The sequence below is a fragment of the Sphingomonas sp. jy18 genome (assembly GCF_056931895.1).
Map to the genome: position 1 here is coordinate 60,814 of NZ_JBXPBT010000007.1, position 15,390 is coordinate 76,203.

The 15,390-nt window shown below is 66.0% G+C and carries 18 protein-coding genes; 13 read left to right on the forward strand and 5 right to left on the reverse strand.

Features of this window, described 5'->3' with window-relative positions:
• The first annotated feature begins 1 nt into the window (after position 1).
• Together trpS and AC0QC4_RS14575 are read left to right on the forward strand one after the other, a co-directional pair.
• Positions 2-1,000 (forward strand): tryptophan--tRNA ligase, encoded by a 999-nt coding sequence (gene trpS / locus AC0QC4_RS14570; protein WP_483660634.1) that lies wholly within the window; start codon positions 2-4, stop codon positions 998-1,000.
• Between the two features lie 139 nt (positions 1,001-1,139).
• On the forward strand, positions 1,140-1,820 hold the full coding sequence (locus AC0QC4_RS14575; RefSeq protein WP_483660635.1) for a DUF4136 domain-containing protein: 681 nt from the start codon (positions 1,140-1,142) through the stop codon (positions 1,818-1,820).
• A 94-nt stretch (positions 1,821-1,914) separates the two neighbouring features.
• Here the strand turns inward: AC0QC4_RS14575 and dnaA are convergent, their stop codons facing one another.
• The 3 genes from dnaA to mutM form a co-directional block, all read right to left on the reverse strand.
• The gene (gene dnaA, locus AC0QC4_RS14580) at positions 1,915-3,300 is read right to left on the reverse strand and encodes a chromosomal replication initiator protein DnaA (RefSeq protein ID WP_483660636.1); all 1,386 of its coding nucleotides are present in this window, start codon (positions 3,298-3,300) and stop codon (positions 1,915-1,917) included.
• 445 nt (positions 3,301-3,745) lie between these two features.
• Entirely contained in the window at positions 3,746-4,009 is a 264-nt protein-coding gene (rpsT, locus tag AC0QC4_RS14585; protein ID WP_483660637.1) for a 30S ribosomal protein S20, read from the reverse strand.
• A gap of 122 nt (positions 4,010-4,131) precedes the next feature.
• A complete protein-coding gene (gene mutM, locus AC0QC4_RS14590) occupies positions 4,132-4,947 on the reverse strand; it encodes a bifunctional DNA-formamidopyrimidine glycosylase/DNA-(apurinic or apyrimidinic site) lyase (RefSeq protein WP_483660638.1) in 816 nt (271 codons plus the stop codon).
• A 131-nt stretch (positions 4,948-5,078) separates the two neighbouring features.
• Here mutM and AC0QC4_RS14595 point away from each other — a divergent pair, with 131 nt between their 5' ends.
• The 9 genes from AC0QC4_RS14595 to AC0QC4_RS14635 all read left to right on the forward strand — a co-directional run bounded on the left by AC0QC4_RS14595 (position 5,079) and on the right by AC0QC4_RS14635 (position 11,685).
• Positions 5,079-5,822 carry a class I SAM-dependent methyltransferase gene (locus AC0QC4_RS14595; RefSeq protein WP_483660639.1) on the forward strand — a complete coding sequence of 248 codons (744 nt, stop codon included), beginning with the start codon at positions 5,079-5,081 and terminating at the stop codon, positions 5,820-5,822.
• Between the two features lie 10 nt (positions 5,823-5,832).
• Entirely contained in the window at positions 5,833-7,374 is a 1,542-nt protein-coding gene (gene ubiB, locus AC0QC4_RS14600; RefSeq protein ID WP_483660640.1) for a 2-polyprenylphenol 6-hydroxylase, read from the forward strand.
• Positions 7,375-7,869, forward strand: a complete 495-nt coding sequence (locus AC0QC4_RS14605) for a hypothetical protein (protein ID WP_483660641.1) — start codon at positions 7,375-7,377, stop codon at positions 7,867-7,869.
• 56 nt (positions 7,870-7,925) lie between these two features.
• The gene (locus tag AC0QC4_RS14610) at positions 7,926-8,171 is read left to right on the forward strand and encodes a type II toxin-antitoxin system CcdA family antitoxin (RefSeq protein WP_483660642.1); all 246 of its coding nucleotides are present in this window, start codon (positions 7,926-7,928) and stop codon (positions 8,169-8,171) included.
• Positions 8,171-8,467 carry a CcdB family protein gene (locus AC0QC4_RS14615; RefSeq protein ID WP_483660643.1) on the forward strand — a complete coding sequence of 99 codons (297 nt, stop codon included), beginning with the start codon at positions 8,171-8,173 and terminating at the stop codon, positions 8,465-8,467. Before AC0QC4_RS14610 ends, AC0QC4_RS14615 begins: the two co-directional genes overlap by 1 nt.
• 2 nt (positions 8,468-8,469) lie before the next feature.
• Entirely contained in the window at positions 8,470-9,810 is a 1,341-nt protein-coding gene (locus AC0QC4_RS14620) for a bifunctional phosphopantothenoylcysteine decarboxylase/phosphopantothenate synthase (RefSeq protein WP_483660644.1), read from the forward strand.
• Entirely contained in the window at positions 9,797-10,258 is a 462-nt protein-coding gene (dut, locus tag AC0QC4_RS14625) for a dUTP diphosphatase (RefSeq protein ID WP_483660645.1), read from the forward strand. Before AC0QC4_RS14620 ends, dut begins: the two co-directional genes overlap by 14 nt.
• 108 nt (positions 10,259-10,366) lie before the next feature.
• Entirely contained in the window at positions 10,367-11,134 is a 768-nt protein-coding gene (locus tag AC0QC4_RS14630; protein ID WP_483660646.1) for a HesA/MoeB/ThiF family protein, read from the forward strand.
• A gap of 143 nt (positions 11,135-11,277) precedes the next feature.
• On the forward strand, positions 11,278-11,685 hold the full coding sequence (locus tag AC0QC4_RS14635; RefSeq protein WP_483660647.1) for an MAPEG family protein: 408 nt from the start codon (positions 11,278-11,280) through the stop codon (positions 11,683-11,685).
• A 30-nt stretch (positions 11,686-11,715) separates the two neighbouring features.
• Here the strand turns inward: AC0QC4_RS14635 and AC0QC4_RS14640 are convergent, their stop codons facing one another.
• Positions 11,716-12,432, reverse strand: coding sequence for an NAD-dependent deacylase (locus AC0QC4_RS14640; RefSeq protein ID WP_483660648.1), 717 nt, complete (start codon positions 12,430-12,432; stop codon positions 11,716-11,718).
• Complete coding sequence (locus AC0QC4_RS14645; RefSeq protein WP_483660649.1) at positions 12,429-13,061, reverse strand: TetR/AcrR family transcriptional regulator; 633 nt, start codon at positions 13,059-13,061, stop codon at positions 12,429-12,431. Before AC0QC4_RS14645 ends, AC0QC4_RS14640 begins: the two co-directional genes overlap by 4 nt.
• A gap of 40 nt (positions 13,062-13,101) precedes the next feature.
• On the opposite strand from AC0QC4_RS14645, the gene AC0QC4_RS14650 reads away from it, so the two are divergent.
• The gene (locus tag AC0QC4_RS14650; RefSeq protein ID WP_483660650.1) at positions 13,102-14,568 is read left to right on the forward strand and encodes an 8'-apo-carotenoid 13,14-cleaving dioxygenase; all 1,467 of its coding nucleotides are present in this window, start codon (positions 13,102-13,104) and stop codon (positions 14,566-14,568) included.
• 43 nt (positions 14,569-14,611) lie between these two features.
• On the forward strand, positions 14,612-15,358 hold the full coding sequence (dapB, locus tag AC0QC4_RS14655) for a 4-hydroxy-tetrahydrodipicolinate reductase (RefSeq protein ID WP_483660651.1): 747 nt from the start codon (positions 14,612-14,614) through the stop codon (positions 15,356-15,358).
• The last annotated feature ends 32 nt before the right edge of the window (positions 15,359-15,390 follow it).

The following is a 15,390-nucleotide window of genomic DNA, read 5'->3' on the forward strand; positions in this document are numbered from 1 at the left end:
TATGCGTGTCGTATCGGGCATCCAGCCCACCGGAAACCTGCACCTCGGCAATTATCTGGGCGCGATCGTCCAGTGGGTGGCGATGCAGGATGCCAACCCGGGCGCGTGCCTGTTCTTCCTCGCCGATCTGCACGCCATCACGGTCAAGGGCGATGCCGCCACGCTCAGAAACAATGTGCGGGAGCTGACCGCGGCGCTGATCGCCAGCGGCATCGACCCTGAAAAGTCGATTCTGTTCAACCAGACGCGCGTGCCCCAGCACAGCGAGCTCGCCTGGCTGCTGATGTGCACGGCGCGCATCGGCTGGCTCAACCGCATGACCCAGTTCAAGGAAAAGTCGGGCAAGGACCGCGAAGGCGCGAGCATCGGCCTGTTCGGCTATCCGGTGCTGCAGGCCGCCGACGTGCTGCTGTACCAGGCGACCCATGTGCCGGTGGGCGAGGACCAGAAGCAGCATCTAGAGCTGGCGCGCGACATCGCCACCAAGTTCAACCTCGATACGGGCACCGAGACCTTCGTGCTGCCCGAGCCGATGATCGGCAGCGCGGCACCGCGGGTGATGTCCCTGCGCGATGGCTCTGCAAAAATGTCGAAGTCCGACCCCAGCGACATGAGCCGGATCAACCTGATGGACGATGACGATGCCATCGCCCAGAAATTCCGCAAAGCGAAGTCCGACCCGGAACCGCTGCCGGGCGAGGCGGCGGGCCTCAATGGGCGGCCCGAGGCGGCCAATCTGGTGACACTCTATGCCGCGCTTGCCGGCGAAAGCCGCGACGCAGTGTGCGCCCGCTTTGCAGGCCAGGGATTCGGCGCCTTCAAGCCGGCACTGGCCGATCTGGCGGTCGCCAAGCTTTCCCCCATCCGCACGCGCTTTGCAGAATTGATGGAAGATGTGGCGGCAATCGACACCATCCTCGAAGACGGCGCGGCCCGGGCCCGGGCGCTCGCGGCCCCGACGCTCAAAGCCGCGCAGGAGGCACTGGGGTTGTTCGGCTAAGGTCTTGCCGCGGGCAGGCCGGAACCTCTCCATTCAAATCCCGTTCAGACGAACAGAGCTAGAACTGCGGCCAAGTGCCGGATTGCACATCGGGCTTGGTCCGCCCACATTCCGGTGAAAGCCGATGAAAGGTCCTGTCATGCGAGTCGCTCCGCTTATCCGCCTGTCCGCTGCCGCGCTGGCGCTGGGCACCCTTGCCGCCTGCGCCACCCCGTTCCGTGCCGAAGTGTCCCGTTTCCAGCAGATGCCGGCGCCGATGGGCCAGAGCTTTGCCATAGAGGCGCGCGACGAGCGCGATCGTGGTGGCCTCGAGTTCAACCATTATGCCCAGCTCGTCGCCGCCGAGCTGACCCGCATCGGCTACCGCCCCGCCGCACCCGGCGAAGCGCCCGAGTTTCTGGTGCGGCTCGACTATGGCGTGGACAATGGCCGTGAGCGCATCGTGTCCGACCCGTTCGGCTATGATCCCTTCTGGGGCCCGGGCTGGGGCCGCGCGGGCTTCTACGGCCGGCCGGTGATCGTCCGTACCCGTGGCGGTTACCGCTATGTGCAGGGCTTCTACGACCCGTTCCTGTTCGGCCCGCGCTTCGGCGACTATGGCAATGTCCGCAGCTACACCATCTACACCAGTGGGCTCGACATGACGATCGAGCGGCGCGCCACCGGGGAGAGGCTGTTCGAAGGCTCGGCCGAGGCGGTGTCGCGCAACAATGATCTGACCGTGCTGGTGCCCAATCTGGTCGAAGCGATGTTCACCGGCTTCCCCGGCAACTCGGGCGAGAAGGTGCGAATCACCGTGGCACCGCCCGAGCGGGATTGAACCGACCGCATAATTGCGAGTGAAGCGAAACGATCCAGGGCAGCGTTGCACTGCACTGAATTGCGTCGCTTCGCTCGCAATAACGTAAGGACGACTAAGCGGTCAGCGCCCGCTTGATGCGGCGAATATCGGTGTCGAGATCGGCATCGTTGGCGCGCAGCGTCTCGATGGTCTTGACCGCATGGATCACCGTCGAATGATCGCGCCCGCCGAAGCGGCGGCCGATCTCGGGGAAGCTGCGCGGGGTCAGTTCCTTGGCGAGATACATCGCCACCTGCCGCGGGCGCGCGACGCAGCGGGTACGGCGCTGCGAGGCCATCTCCGCCTTTTCGATGCGATAATGGGCGCAAACCGCGCGCTGGATATCCTCGATGGTGATTCGCGCGCGGCTGCCGCGCGCCGTCTCGGCGAGCCGTTCCTGCGCAAAGGCAAGGTCGAGCGTGCCATCGAGCAGCGCGGCATAGGCGACCAGCTTGTTGAGCGCGCCTTCCAGTTCGCGCACGTTGCGCGGGAAGGTATGGGCGATCCAGTCGATGACATCGGCACCGATGTCCGCACCCAGCGCCGCGGCCTTGCGCTCGAGGATGGCGATGCGCAGCTCGAGATCGGGCGGATCGATGTCGGCCACCAGGCCGCCGGCGAGCCGCGACAGCAGCCGCTGCTCGATGCCGTCGAGGCGATGCGGCAGACGGTCGGCCGCGACGACGAGGCGTCCGCCCGACGACATCACTTCGTCGAAGGTGTGCAGCAGCTCGATCTGCGTCGAATCCTTGCCGATGATGAACTGGAGATCGTCGACCAGCAGCAGATCGGCGGCGCGCAGGCGGGCCTTGAACGACAGCATGTCATTGGCGCGCATCGCGGCGACGAATTCGAGCATGAATTTTTCGGCCGACATCAGGATGACCCTGGCATCGGGGTCGCGCGCCAGCGTGGCCGCAGCGATGGCGTGAATCAGATGGGTCTTGCCCTGCCCTGTCTCGGCCCGAAGATAGAGAGGGTGGAACTGCGGCGCCTCGACCGCAGCCATGCGGCGGGCAGCGTTGAGTGCCAAAATGTTGCTGCGGCCCGGCACGAAGCTGTCAAAGGCGAATTTGACGTCGAGCGCTGCAGCGGGTGCGGGGGTTGGCGCGGCGACGATGTTTGCTCTCAGCGCTTCGGCAGGCAGGCTGCGCACCTGCGCCGAGACATGGACCGAACGCACGGCCGGCAGCACCGTCTTCCATGCGAGCGTCAGCCGGTCACCGAAGCGCTTGCTGACCTGTTCTCCGGTGAAAGCGCTGGGCGAGGTGAGGTGCAGCGCGCCGATGGCGGCGTCGAACCGGGCCGGCTTCACATGCTTGAGCCAGTGATCGAAGGTGCGTGCGCCGATATCGCGCCGCAGTCCGGCGGCGAGTTGCGCCCAAGTTTCCTCCAGCCACGCCGCGCTTACTTCACCCGAATCTTGGTGCCCGTTCGCCGGGTCTCCCTTGTTAGCCATCGCCGCCTTGTCACCCCGAGATAGGCCGCCCCCATGCGGCACAGATGTATTTCTGCGGAAAGCCTGTGCCTTTCCGTCTGCTTTTCCGTCGAATGTCAGAGCGTCCGCGACGGTGAGTCCGTCGTGACGTCATCGTGTTAGGGCGCTGGCAGGGGCTGGGGCAAGGGCCGAAACCGCAAAAAAATTGAAATAAAGGCGTTGACGCGCAAAGGCGCGGCTTTGCTCGATTCGACGCCTATAATGCTGAAAAAGCGTGTGTTTCACGCTGTTCGCGGGAAGTGACAGAGCGCGAATCGGCAGGAAAGCTAGGTCGGCCATTGCGGCCACGAAACCGTAACAAATGTTTCACACGGGCGTAAAACAAGGCCGCCGGAGAATTCCTCCTCCGGCGGCCAATATCGATCGGTTCGGCACATGGTCGCAGCCCGAATCGGCTGCGCCAGCGTCAGGCCAGAGCGGCGAGTCGCTTGGTCAGGCGCGAGAACTTGCGCGCCGCGGTGTTCTTGTGAACCACGCCCTTGGCAACGCCGCGGGCCAGTTCGGGCTGCATTGCGGCCATGGCCACCGTCGCTGCTTCCTTGTCGCCCGCAGCCATCGCATTTTCCGCCTTCTTGACGAGGGTGCGAATGCGCGAGACGCGATTCTTGTTGACGAGCGTGCGGGCCTCGTTGCGACGGATGCGCTTGCGGGCCTGGGGCGTATTGGCCATGAATTCCTCAGCTTAATCGAGATGTCGAGCGGAAATGGGCCGCAAGTTGGCTGCAGCCCGTTTCAAGAGAGGCGCGCATAGCGATGTTGATCGGCAAGGTCAACGGATTCGCGCCTTCGGCCTCACCGCTGGCATTTGCGGCAGTGGAAGGTCGAGCGGCCGCCTTGCACCACCCGCTCCACCGGGCGGCCACAGCCGCTGCATGGTTCCCCTTCGCGCCCGTAGACGCGCCATTCGTGGCTGAAATAGCCAAGTTCGCCATCGGGATGGACGAAATCGCGCAGCGATGATCCGCCGACGTCGATGGCGCGTGTCAGCACCGCCTTGATCGCATCGACCAGCGGCGGGAGGCGGCGGCTGGCCACCTGCCCGGCCGGCTTGTCGGGCGCGATGCCGGCCATGTGCAGTGCCTCGCAGACATAGATGTTGCCGAGGCCCGCGACGATTCGCTGGTCGAGCAGCAGGATCTTCACCGGCGCGATGCGACCGTCGAAGGCGGTGGCGAGCGTTTGTGCGGTGAAAGCGTCCGACAGCGGCTCTGGCCCGAGCGCGCGGAACGGGGCGAAGCTGGTCTCCGGGTCGCCATCGACCAGATCGACCGAGCCGAAGCGACGCGGATCGTTGAGCGCGACCCGGCGACCCGATGCGGTCTCTATCACCAGATGGTCGTGCGGTTGCTCACCGCTGGCATCGGTACGCCAGCGACCCGACATGCCGAGGTGGAAGATCATGTGGTCGCCGCGATCGGTGGCGATCAGCCCATATTTGGCGCGCCTGGACAGTCCCGTCACTGTCGCACCCGTCATCCGCTGCACCAGATCGACCGGGAAGGGCCGGCGCAGGTCGCCACGGTTGAGGGTAAAGCGCGCGATACGCTCGCCCTCGAGGATCGGCCTCAGGCCACGGACGGTGGTTTCGACTTCGGGAAGTTCGGGCATGGTGTCCTGTCGGGAAGGCCCCTGCCCTCAACCCACTCACCCTGAGCTTGTCGAAGGGCTGTCCTTCCTTGCTGCGCTCGCTAAAGGGGAAAAACAGTCCTTCGACAAGCTCAGGACGAGCGGAGTTTTGTGTGGCCAACCCAGTTGAAACCGTTTCCTTCGGCTATGAAGAGGTAACGCCCGAAGAGAAGACCCGCCGCGTCGGTGGCGTGTTCTCCAATGTCGCGGCGAAATATGACATCATGAACGACGCCATGTCGGGCGGCATGCACCGGCTGTGGAAGGACCGGTTCGTCCGCCTGCTGCGCCCGCGCGAGGGCGAGCATATTCTCGATATGGCAGGCGGCACCGGCGACATCGCCTTCCGCATCGCGAAATCCGGCGCGCAGGTGACGGTGTCCGACATCAATGAGGACATGCTGGCCGTCGGCATGGAGCGCGCCGCCAAGCGTGGCATCGAGGGACTGGTCTGGTCTCCGCAGAATGCCGAGACGCTGAGCTTCGACGATGCGGCGTTCGACGGCTACACCATCGCCTTCGGCATCCGCAACGTCACGCATATCGACAGGGCGCTGGCCGAGGCGTACCGCGTGCTCAAGCCCGGCGGGCGATTCTTCTGCCTTGAATTCTCGACCGTCGAATGGCCGGGGTTCAAGGATGTCTATGACGCCTATTCGCACCATCTGGTGCCGCGCCTGGGCAAGGCGATCGCCGGGGACGAGGCCAGCTATCGCTATCTGGTCGAATCGATCCGCAAATTTCCCGACATGGCCAGCTTTCGCGCGATGATCGAGGCGGCGGGGTTCCGCCATACCCGCGTCGAGCCAATCCTGGGCGGGCTGGTCGCCATCCATTCGGGCTGGAAGATCGGGTGAGCGCACGCCTGTGACACGCCCCGCCACACATATCCTGAGGCTCCTGAAGTGGGGCCGCACGCTGGCACGCCATGGCGCGCTGACCGGTATCGAGGCATCGCCGACCACGCCCGCGCCCGTGCGGCGGCTGGCTCGCATCGCCCGGCTGGGCGCGCGGGTACCCAGGCAGCCCGACTATGCCGGCGCCTTCCGCGCCATCGGCCCGGCTGCGATCAAGCTCGGCCAGACGCTGGCGACGCGGCCCGATCTGGTCGGCGAAGCAGCGGCGCGCAACCTGCTGATGCTGCAGGACCGGCTGCCGCCGGTTCCCTTCAGCGAGGTCCGCCCGGTGATCGAGACCGCGCTCGGGCGGCCGCTTGAGGCGCTCTACGCCAGTTTCGACGAGGAGCCGATCGGCTCGGCCTCGGTCGCGCAGGTCTATCGCGCTACCACCATCGAGGGCCGCAAGGTCGCGGTGAAGGTGCTGCGCCCCGGCGTACGGGAGAAGTTCGCGCGCGACATCGACACCTATGAGTGGGCCGCAGCGCATGTCGAGGCGCTGGGCGGCGAGGCCGCACGGCTTCGGCCGCAGCTGGTAATCGCCAATTTCAAGCGCTGGACGCTGCGGGAGCTCGACCTGCGGCGCGAAGCCGCCTCGGCCTCCGAACTCGAGCAGATGGTGGCAACGAGCACGGGCTATCGCGTGCCCGCCATCGACTGGGACCGAACCGCCGGCACGGTGATGACGCTCGAATGGATCGACGGCATCAAGATCTCGGACCGCGCCGCGCTGATCGCCGCCGGGCATGATCCGGCGCGGCTCGCCGCCAATCTGGTCAATGCCTTCCTGCGGCAGGCCATTTCCGACGGCTTCTTCCACGCCGATATGCACCAGGGCAATCTGCTGGTCGAGCCGGACGGCACCATCGTCGCCATCGATTTCGGCATCATGGGGCGGATCAACCGGCAGGCGAGGAGCTGGCTCGCAGAGATTCTCTACGGACTGCTGACCGGCAACTACAAGCGCGTCGCCGAAATCCATTTCGAAGCGCAATATGTGCCGGCGCATCACAATATGGACGAGTTCGCGACCGCGCTGCGCGCCGTGGGCGAGCCGATGCGCGGCAAGCCGGTGAAGGAGCTGTCGGTCGGGCAGATGCTCGACGGCCTATTCGCCATCACCCGCGATTTCGACATGCAGACCCAGCCGCACTTGCTGCTGTTGCAAAAGACGATGGTGATGGTGGAAGGCGTGGCGACCGCGCTCGATCCGGAAATCAATATGTGGGAGACGAGCGGGCCGTTCGTCGGCGAATGGATCCGTACCGAACTCGGCCCCGAGGCGATGGTGGCGGACCGCATCATCCGCACCAGCCGCGCGATCCGCCGCCTGCCCGAGCTGCTCGAACGCATCGAGGAAGCCTACCCCCCCAAGGGCGCCGCCCCGCCGCCGCCGCCGGTGCCGGTGGTGCCGCTGATGTGGGAACGGCGCGGGTCGGGGGCTTGGCGTTATGCGTTGGCCGCTCTGTCGGGGGCCGCGTCGGTTGCTGCGGTGGTTTGGATTTGGGCATAAATGGCCATGCGCGTTGTTCGAATTGGTGCCGTCATTGCTTTGGCGCTTGCCCTCGGCGGGTGTCCCAGCAACACTTCAACCAGTCTCGTCAGTAATCTCGCACCGCCGGTCTGGAACATTGAGATACGTCACGGCACGATCGTCGGTTCCCCGACGGTATTCCTCCAGCAACTGTATCGGGTGCGCAGCGGCGACGAGATCGTCTGGCAGATCGAACTCGACAGCAACGATCCCACCTGTAGCGACATGACCCCGGGCGAAGGGCGTTTGCCTGACGCGCTGCATTATGGTCAAACGCCGACTTGCTACCGCGAAACCATAGGCGCAAAAGTGCTGGAAGAAGGTCGTGGCTACCTGCTCGAAAGCGATGACCCTCGCTACAACCATAGCCTTCATTTCATCTATTTCCCCTTTGTTGTCGAAAATGGGCAAGTCTGGAAAATTTCGGAAGACCGCTACCGGCGGCTGACCGGTACGGCGGATCAGCGACGATAGGTTCGCCTTGCCCGTAGTGTTCAATGCGCATAGATTATGGGGATGAGGAGTGCGCGATGAACAAGCTGGTCAAGATCGACACCCCCAAACGGGCGACCAACGTCACGCTGCCAGTCGCGCTGGTCGCAGAAGCCAAGGCGCTGGGCATCAATCTTTCGCAAGCCTGCGAAGCGGGCCTCGCCAAGCGCGTGTCGGAGACCAAGGCCGAGCAGTGGAAGCGGGAGAATCGGGCAGCGATCGAGACTTGGAACAAGTGGGTCGAGGAAAATGGTCTCCCGCTCGCCAAATATCGCCAATTCTGATGGCGCGGTTCGATGTGTTTCGTAGCCGCTCCAGTGAGCAGCTGTTGTTAGACTGCCAGAGCGACATGCTCGACTATTTTCAGACACGATTTGTTGTGCCGCTGGTCAAAGAGGGCGTGGCGACGCGCGCAGCACGTTTGCATCCGACGTTTACGGTCAATGGACAAAAACTGATCATGGCGACCCAGTTAGCCTCTGCTGTCGATCGTCGGGAATTGGGCGTGCAAATTGCCAATCTTTCGGACCATAATGATCAGATCGTCGCTGCACTCGACATGCTGATCACCGGCGTCTGAGCATGACCCAACCCCGCATACTCCTCATCGTCACCGGCGGTATCGCCGCTTACAAATCGCTCGAACTGGTGCGGCTGCTGAAGAAGCGTGGGATGGCGGTGCGGGCGGTGATGACCCGCGCCGCGCACCAGTTCGTGACGCCGCTGGCGCTGAGCGCGCTGACCGAGGACCATGTCTATACCGATCTGTTCGACCTGAAGGACGAGCGCGAGATGGGGCATATCCAGCTCTCCCGCCAGGCCGACCTGATCGTCGTCTGCCCGGCCAGTGCGGATATGCTGGCCCGCATGGCGGCGGGCATGGCCGACGATCTTGCTGCGACGCTGCTGCTCGCCACCGACAAGCCGGTGCTGGCGGTTCCGGCAATGAACGTGCGGATGTGGCTGCACCCGGCGACGCAGCGCAATCTGGCGACCCTCAAGGCGGACGGCATTCGCATCATGGACCCGGACGAGGGCGATATGGCCTGCGGTGAGTTCGGCCCCGGGCGGTTGCCCGAGCCTGAAGCGATTGCCGCGCGGGTGGAGGTGGAGCTCAAAAAGCCCTCTCCCCGCTTGGGGAGAGGGTTGGGAGAGGGGGCAGAGCGAAGCGCAGCGAGCGTGGCGCAACCGAGCGCAACGACTGCCCCTCTCCCCTCCCCTCTCCCCGGAGGGGAGAGGGAGCTAAGTGCCCAACCCGACTTCGCGCCCGAAACGCACCGTCCCCTCTACGGCAAGCATATCCTGATCACCGCCGGGCCGACGCACGAGCCGATCGACCCGGTGCGCTACATCGCCAACCGCTCGTCGGGCAAACAGGGCTTTGCCATCGCCGCTGCTGCCGCCGATCTGGGCGCAAAGGTAACGCTGATCGCCGGACCGGTGATGCTGCCGACGCCGCCCGGCGTTATCCGCGTCGATGTCGAAAGCGCGCGGGAGATGGCGGCGGCGGTCGCGGATGCGCTACCTGCCGATGTCGCGATCATGGTCGCGGCGGTCGCGGACTGGCGCGCGGCGGAAACGGCGGCGACCAAAATCAAGAAGGACGGCTCGGGCGCGGTGCCGCCGCTGGCGCTGGCCGAAAATCCGGACATTCTCGCCACACTCGCCCGCTCGCCGCAGCGCCCCGGCCTGCTGGTAGGCTTTGCCGCAGAGACCAACGATGTCATTGCCCATGCCCAGGCCAAGCTGGCGCGCAAGGGCTGCGACTGGATCATCGCCAACGATGTTTCGGCGGATCCGATGGGTGGAGAATTGAACCGCGTTCACATTGTCACCGCCGCTGGCGTTGACAGTTGGGACCGGCTGCCCAAGGACGCGGTAGCGAAACAGATCATGCGAAAGATCGCCGATGTCCTCTCCTGAGCCGCTGCCAGACGTGCCCATCAAGGTGAAGCGCCTGCCCAATTCGGGCGGGCTGCCCCTGCCCGCCTATGCCAGCGCTGGCGCTGCCGGAATGGACGTGGTCGCAGCCGAATCAGTGACCTTGCGCCCCGGGCAGCGCGCCGCAATTTCCACCGGCATGGCCTTTGCCATACCCGCAGGTTGGGAAATCCAGGTCCGGCCGCGCTCCGGCCTGGCGCTCAGGCATGGCGTCACCTGCCTCAACACCCCCGGCACCATCGACAGCGATTATCGCGGCGAGGTGAAGGTGATCCTTGCCAATCTGGGCGAGGAGTATTTCGAGGTGAAACGCGGCGACCGCATCGCCCAGCTTGTTCCCGCGCAGGTGCAGCGGGCGGTGCTGGTCGAGGTCGACGAGCTCGACACGACACGGCGGGGCAGCGGCGGGTTCGGCTCGACGGGGGTTTGAGGCTTTTCGCGCATTGCTTTTCGTCATTGCGAGCGTAGCGAAGCAATCCAGAGTCGAGCAGCGCCGTACTGGATTGCCTCGCTACGCTCGCAATGACGGAGCATAGTTTTGCTGACCGACACCGAACTCGATCGCTATGCACGCCACATCGTGCTGCCGCACGTCGGCGCATCGGGACAGCTCAAGATCAGATCAGCGCGGATCCTCGTCATCGGGGCGGGCGGGATCGGCAGTGCAGTCATTCCGGCTCTCGCTGCGGCGGGTGTGGGCATGATGCGCATCGCAGATGACGATGCGGTGTCGCTCTCCAACCTTCAGCGCCAGACGCTGTTCTCCACTGCCGATATCGGGCGAGCCAAAGTCGATGTCGCGGCGGAGCGCATCGCCGCGCTCAACCCGCACATCGCGGTGGAAACGCAAGCGGCGCGCGTCGACGCCGGCAACCTCCCTGCTCTGCTCTCCGGCGTCGATCTGGTGATCGACGGCAGCGACAATTTCGCGACGCGACTCGCTGTTTCCGATGCCGCGACCGCCGCGCGCGTGCCGCTGGTCTCCGCCGCCATCGCCCAGTTTCACGGGCAGGTGGGCACGTTCCGCGGCTGGGAGGCGGACAAGCCGTGCTACCGCTGCTTCGTTGGCGACGCGCTGGACCCTGACGAGTGCGACAGCTGCGCCGAACAGGGCGTGCTGGGCGCGATGGTCGCCATGGTTGGCGGCTTTGCCGCGATGGAGGCACTGCGCCACATCACCGGCTTCGGCGAGGATGCGGCAGGCAAGCTGCATGTCATCGATGGGCTGGCACCGGCGTGGCGGACTATCAGCCTGCCCAAGGACAAGGCGTGCCGCGGGTGCAGGGGTGACGCGGCCGGCAAATGATGCCAGCTTGCGCATGGGCTTGACCGGGAACCCGTAGCCCTGGGCTCGTCGAAGGGCGCTTCTCGAAGGTGCGAGACGCCTCTCGACAGGCTTGCAGGCTAGGGAATTGAAACCGCATAGCCCACCAACAGGGGAGCAACGACATGACATTGCCCATTACCGCACTGACCGCCGCCATCTGCGCGATCATGCTGCTGATCACCGCCATCGACACGGTGCGCCAGCGCCTGCGGGCCAAGGCCGCGTTCGGAGACGGCGGCGGCGATGCGACGCTGGTCAGCGCCAGCCGCAGCCATGGCAATCTGGCGGAACATGCGCCGCTTGCGGTGATTCTGATCGGGCTGCTCGAGCAATCGGGCGCGCATCACTGGACGCTGACCGGCATCGCCGTGTTGTTCCTCTTCGCTCGCATGATGCACATCATCGGCCTGTATGCGCCCGTCAGCGAAAAGGCGCCGCTGCCTCGGCAGGTGGGCGTCATAGGCACGTGGCTCAGCTATGCGCTGCTGATCGGGTGGACGCTGTTTCTGGTGGTGACGGTGAACGGATAACGCCCACTCTCGCGCCTGCGGGAGAGGGTTTCATAACGCGGCCAGAACCTCCTCCGCCCACGCCGGCACCACCGCCGTGGCGGGACCATGGCGCACCTCGTCAAACCAGCGGCTGCCCTTGCTCGGTTCTAGATTGAGTTCGAGCGTCGCGGCGCCCGCCGCGCGCGCTTCCCGCACCAGCCCTGCGGCAGGGTAGACCGCGCCCGAGGTGCCGATCGAGACGAACAAGTCGCAGCGGTTCACCGCCGCGTAGATCTCGTCCATGCGGTAGGGCATCTCGCCGAACCAGACGATGTCGGGGCGCAAAGCCGCCTGCCCGCAGGCCGGACAGGGCGGGCAGTCCTGCAACCTGTCGCGCCACGCGTGCCGCGCATCGCAGGAGGTGCACCAGGCCTTCAGATGCTCGCCATGCATGTGGATCAGCCGCCGCGCGCCCGCCCGCTCGTGCAGATCGTCGACATTCTGGGTGATGATGGTCAGGTCATAACCATCCTGCTTCGGCCACAGCCAGTCGAGCCGCGCCAGCGCCTCATGCGCCGGATTGGGCTCCACTTCCTGGATGCGTTCGCGCCGCATGTCGTAGAAGCGCAGCACCAGATCGGGATTGCGGGCGAAGGCTTCGGGCGTCGCGACATCCTCGACGCGATGCTGCTCCCATAAGCCACCGGCCGAGCGGAAGGTGTCGATGCCGCTCTCCGCGCTGATCCCCGCGCCGGTGAGGATGACGATGCGTTTGACCTGTCTCATGGCTTTGGCATCAGCCCCGCGATTACCCGCTCGATCGTCGCATCGTCGAGGGTGATCTGCCGATCCAGCGCCAGCATGGCAAGCCCATGGACGAGGCCCCAGCAGCGCAGCGCCGTCGCGCGCCGCTCCTCCACGCTGGCGTCCGGCGGCAGCACCGCGTCGACCGAGCGGCGCAGGCCCTGCATCGCCGGGTGCGACTGCTCCAGCGGCGCGCCGAGCACGTCGGTCTCGGGCGCCATGCGCCAGATCAGGCGGAACTGGTTGGGGTGGGCGATGGCAAAGCGGACATAGGCCGCGCCGCTGGCACAGAAAGCCGCCAGCGCGCCTGGGCTTGCGCCGGCCATGGCCGCTGCCTGCGCCTCACCCATCCGGTCGAGCGCGGCCAGCGCCAATGCCCCGAGCAGCGCCTCCTTGTCCGGGAAGTGGCGGTAGACTGCAGTGGCGCTCACCCCGGCTTCACGTGCCAGCGCGCGCAGCGACAGCGCGTCGGCCGGGGCCTGATCGAGCGCCGCCATGCCGGCGGAGAGCAGCGCGGCGCGCAGGTCACCATGATGATAGGAAGCAGAAGCACCTGACCTATGTACGCCGGTGTGCAGTTCCATGTTGACACTGTTAGCATTGGAAGCCATGTTAGCGCTGTAAACATATTCGAGTCGAGGAGCAAGCAGCATGGCAACCAAGGCGCCCAGCCCGAAGGCCCCGAGCAAGGTGGAAAGCGCGATCCGGTCGGTCGTCACCAGCGGCGTTACCGCGCTGGCCGGGTTCAACCGCAAGCGGCTCGCCGCGCCCGATGCGCACCCTTATCTGACCGGTGTCCACACGCCGATGACCGGGGAAGTGACGCTGGAAGCGCTCGCGGTGACCGGCACCATCCCGGCCGAGCTCCATGGCCGCTATCTGCGCAACGGCCCCAACCCCGCCATCGCGCCCAATCCGGCGAGCTACCACTGGTTCACCGGCGCCGGAATGGTCCACGGCATCGCCATCGAGCATGGCAAGGCCGCCTGGTATCGCAACCGCTGGGTGCGCGGCACCGAGGCGTGCAAGGCGCTGGGCGAGCCGCTGCCTCCGGGAGATCGCCGCGACGGCTTCGATGCGCCCAACACCAATGTCGTCGGCATCGCGGGGCGGACCTGGGCGATTGTCGAAGCCGGCGGCTATCCGGTGGAGATGAACCGCACCCTCGACACGGTGGCGCACAACAAGTTCGATGGCACGCTGGCCAACAGCTATACCGCGCACCCGCACTGGTGCCCGGCAACCGGCCAATGGCATGCGATCTGCTATCGCGGCGATGTGATGGACAAGGTCTGGCACACGGTGCTCGACGCGGCCGGCCATGTCATCCGCGAGGAGGCGATTGCGGTGCAGCATGGCCCCAGCATCCATGATTGCGCCATCACGGCCGACCATGTGCTGGTGTTCGACCTGCCGGTCACCTTCTCGATGGGCAAGCTGATCGCGGGCTACAGCTTCCCCTATCAGTGGAACCCCGATCATCGCGCCCGGGTGGGCGTGCTCGGCCGTAATGCGCCCGCAGACAGCATCATCTGGTGCGACGTCGACCCCTGTTATGTGTTCCACCCCGCCAACGCCTTCGTCGATGCCGACGGGCGCATCATCGTCGATGTCGTCACCCACGACCGCATGTTCGCGCGCAGCAACTATGGCCCGGACAGCGAGGCCAGCCAGTTCGAGCGCTGGACGATCGACACTGCCACGCAGAAGGTGGTGCGCAAGGTGATCGATGCGCGTCCGCAGGAATTCCCCCGCTATGACGAACGGCTGACCGGCCAGCCCTATCGCTATGCCGTCGCCCTGGCCCTGCCCGAGCGCGATACCGAGACGATGACCATCGGCGACAGCCGCATCTATCGCCACGATCTGGTCGAAGGGCGCACCGAGGCGCATGACTTCGGACCCGGCAAGGCCCCGGGCGAATTCGTGTTCATCCCCCGCGACGGCGGGACGGCGGAGACCGACGGTTGGTACATGGGGCTGGTGATCGACGCCGAGGCCGAGACAACCGATCTGGTGCTGCTCGACGCCGCCGACTTCACCGGCGAACCCGTCGCCCGCATCCACCTGCCCCACCGCATCCCGCCGGGGTTTCACGGCAACTGGGTCGCCGACTGACGCTGGCTTCCCTCGCCCCGCCTGCGCCGCTACACCGCGTGGCATGACACGGATCGGCATTATCGGCAGCGCGGGGCGCATGGGGGCGGCGCTGGCTGCGGCGATCGAGGCGGCGGGCTGCGCCCACGCCGGCGGCATCGACCGCGACGATGGCGCAGCGCAGTTGGCGGCGCTGGCGGCTGGCAGCGACGTGCTGGTCGATTTCTCTTCCCCCGCCGCGCTCGAAGCAACGCTCGATGCGGCGGTAGCGGCCGCCATTCCGGCAGTCATCGGCACCACCGGGCTGGAAGAACGCCACCACTGGCTGATCGACGCGGCGGCCGAAAAGATCGCCGTGCTGCAGACCGGCAATACCTCGCTCGGCGTCACCATGCTGGCGGCGCTGGTGCGCGAAGCGGCGGCACGGCTGGGGCCGGACTGGGATATCGAGATTGTCGAGATGCACCATCGCCACAAGGTCGATGCGCCGAGCGGCACCGCGCTGTTGCTGGGCGAGGCGGCCGCGCGGGGGCGCGGCGTGGATCTTGCCGGACAGGCCGAGCGCGGGCGCGACGGGCTGACCGGGCCGCGACAGGCGGGCGCGATCGGCTTTGCATCGCTGCGCGGCGGCAGCGTGCCCGGCGACCATGACGTGATCTTCGCGACCGAGGGCGAGCGCATGCTGCTCGCCCACCGCGCCGAAGACCGCGCCATCTTCGCGCGCGGGGCGGTCAAGGCGGCGCTGTGGCTGCGCGGCCGCGCACCGGGCCGCTACACCATGAACGATGTGCTGGGGCTGAGCGGCGACTGACGGAATCTGCGGATCGAACGACAAGAGGCCGG

What these genes read in the sequence shown, in the direction of transcription:
- AC0QC4_RS14615 (WP_483660643.1), top strand. Translation starts at nt 8,171, where the DNA reads ATGGCGCGGTTCGATGTGTTTCGTAGCCGCTCCAGTGAGCAGCTGTTG.
- AC0QC4_RS14605 (WP_483660641.1), top strand. Translation starts at nt 7,375, where the DNA reads ATGGCCATGCGCGTTGTTCGAATTGGTGCCGTCATTGCTTTGGCGCTT.
- AC0QC4_RS14645 (WP_483660649.1), bottom strand. Translation starts at nt 13,061, where the DNA reads ATGGCTTCCAATGCTAACAGTGTCAACATGGAACTGCACACCGGCGTA.
- AC0QC4_RS14635 (WP_483660647.1), top strand. Translation starts at nt 11,278, where the DNA reads ATGACATTGCCCATTACCGCACTGACCGCCGCCATCTGCGCGATCATG.
- trpS (WP_483660634.1), top strand. Translation starts at nt 2, where the DNA reads ATGCGTGTCGTATCGGGCATCCAGCCCACCGGAAACCTGCACCTCGGC.
- AC0QC4_RS14620 (WP_483660644.1), top strand. Translation starts at nt 8,470, where the DNA reads ATGACCCAACCCCGCATACTCCTCATCGTCACCGGCGGTATCGCCGCT.
- dapB (WP_483660651.1), top strand. Translation starts at nt 14,612, where the DNA reads ATGACACGGATCGGCATTATCGGCAGCGCGGGGCGCATGGGGGCGGCG.
- mutM (WP_483660638.1), bottom strand. Translation starts at nt 4,947, where the DNA reads ATGCCCGAACTTCCCGAAGTCGAAACCACCGTCCGTGGCCTGAGGCCG.
- AC0QC4_RS14575 (WP_483660635.1), top strand. Translation starts at nt 1,140, where the DNA reads ATGCGAGTCGCTCCGCTTATCCGCCTGTCCGCTGCCGCGCTGGCGCTG.
- AC0QC4_RS14610 (WP_483660642.1), top strand. Translation starts at nt 7,926, where the DNA reads ATGAACAAGCTGGTCAAGATCGACACCCCCAAACGGGCGACCAACGTC.
- AC0QC4_RS14640 (WP_483660648.1), bottom strand. Translation starts at nt 12,432, where the DNA reads ATGAGACAGGTCAAACGCATCGTCATCCTCACCGGCGCGGGGATCAGC.
- dnaA (WP_483660636.1), bottom strand. Translation starts at nt 3,300, where the DNA reads ATGGCTAACAAGGGAGACCCGGCGAACGGGCACCAAGATTCGGGTGAA.
- dut (WP_483660645.1), top strand. Translation starts at nt 9,797, where the DNA reads ATGTCCTCTCCTGAGCCGCTGCCAGACGTGCCCATCAAGGTGAAGCGC.
- AC0QC4_RS14650 (WP_483660650.1), top strand. Translation starts at nt 13,102, where the DNA reads ATGGCAACCAAGGCGCCCAGCCCGAAGGCCCCGAGCAAGGTGGAAAGC.
- rpsT (WP_483660637.1), bottom strand. Translation starts at nt 4,009, where the DNA reads ATGGCCAATACGCCCCAGGCCCGCAAGCGCATCCGTCGCAACGAGGCC.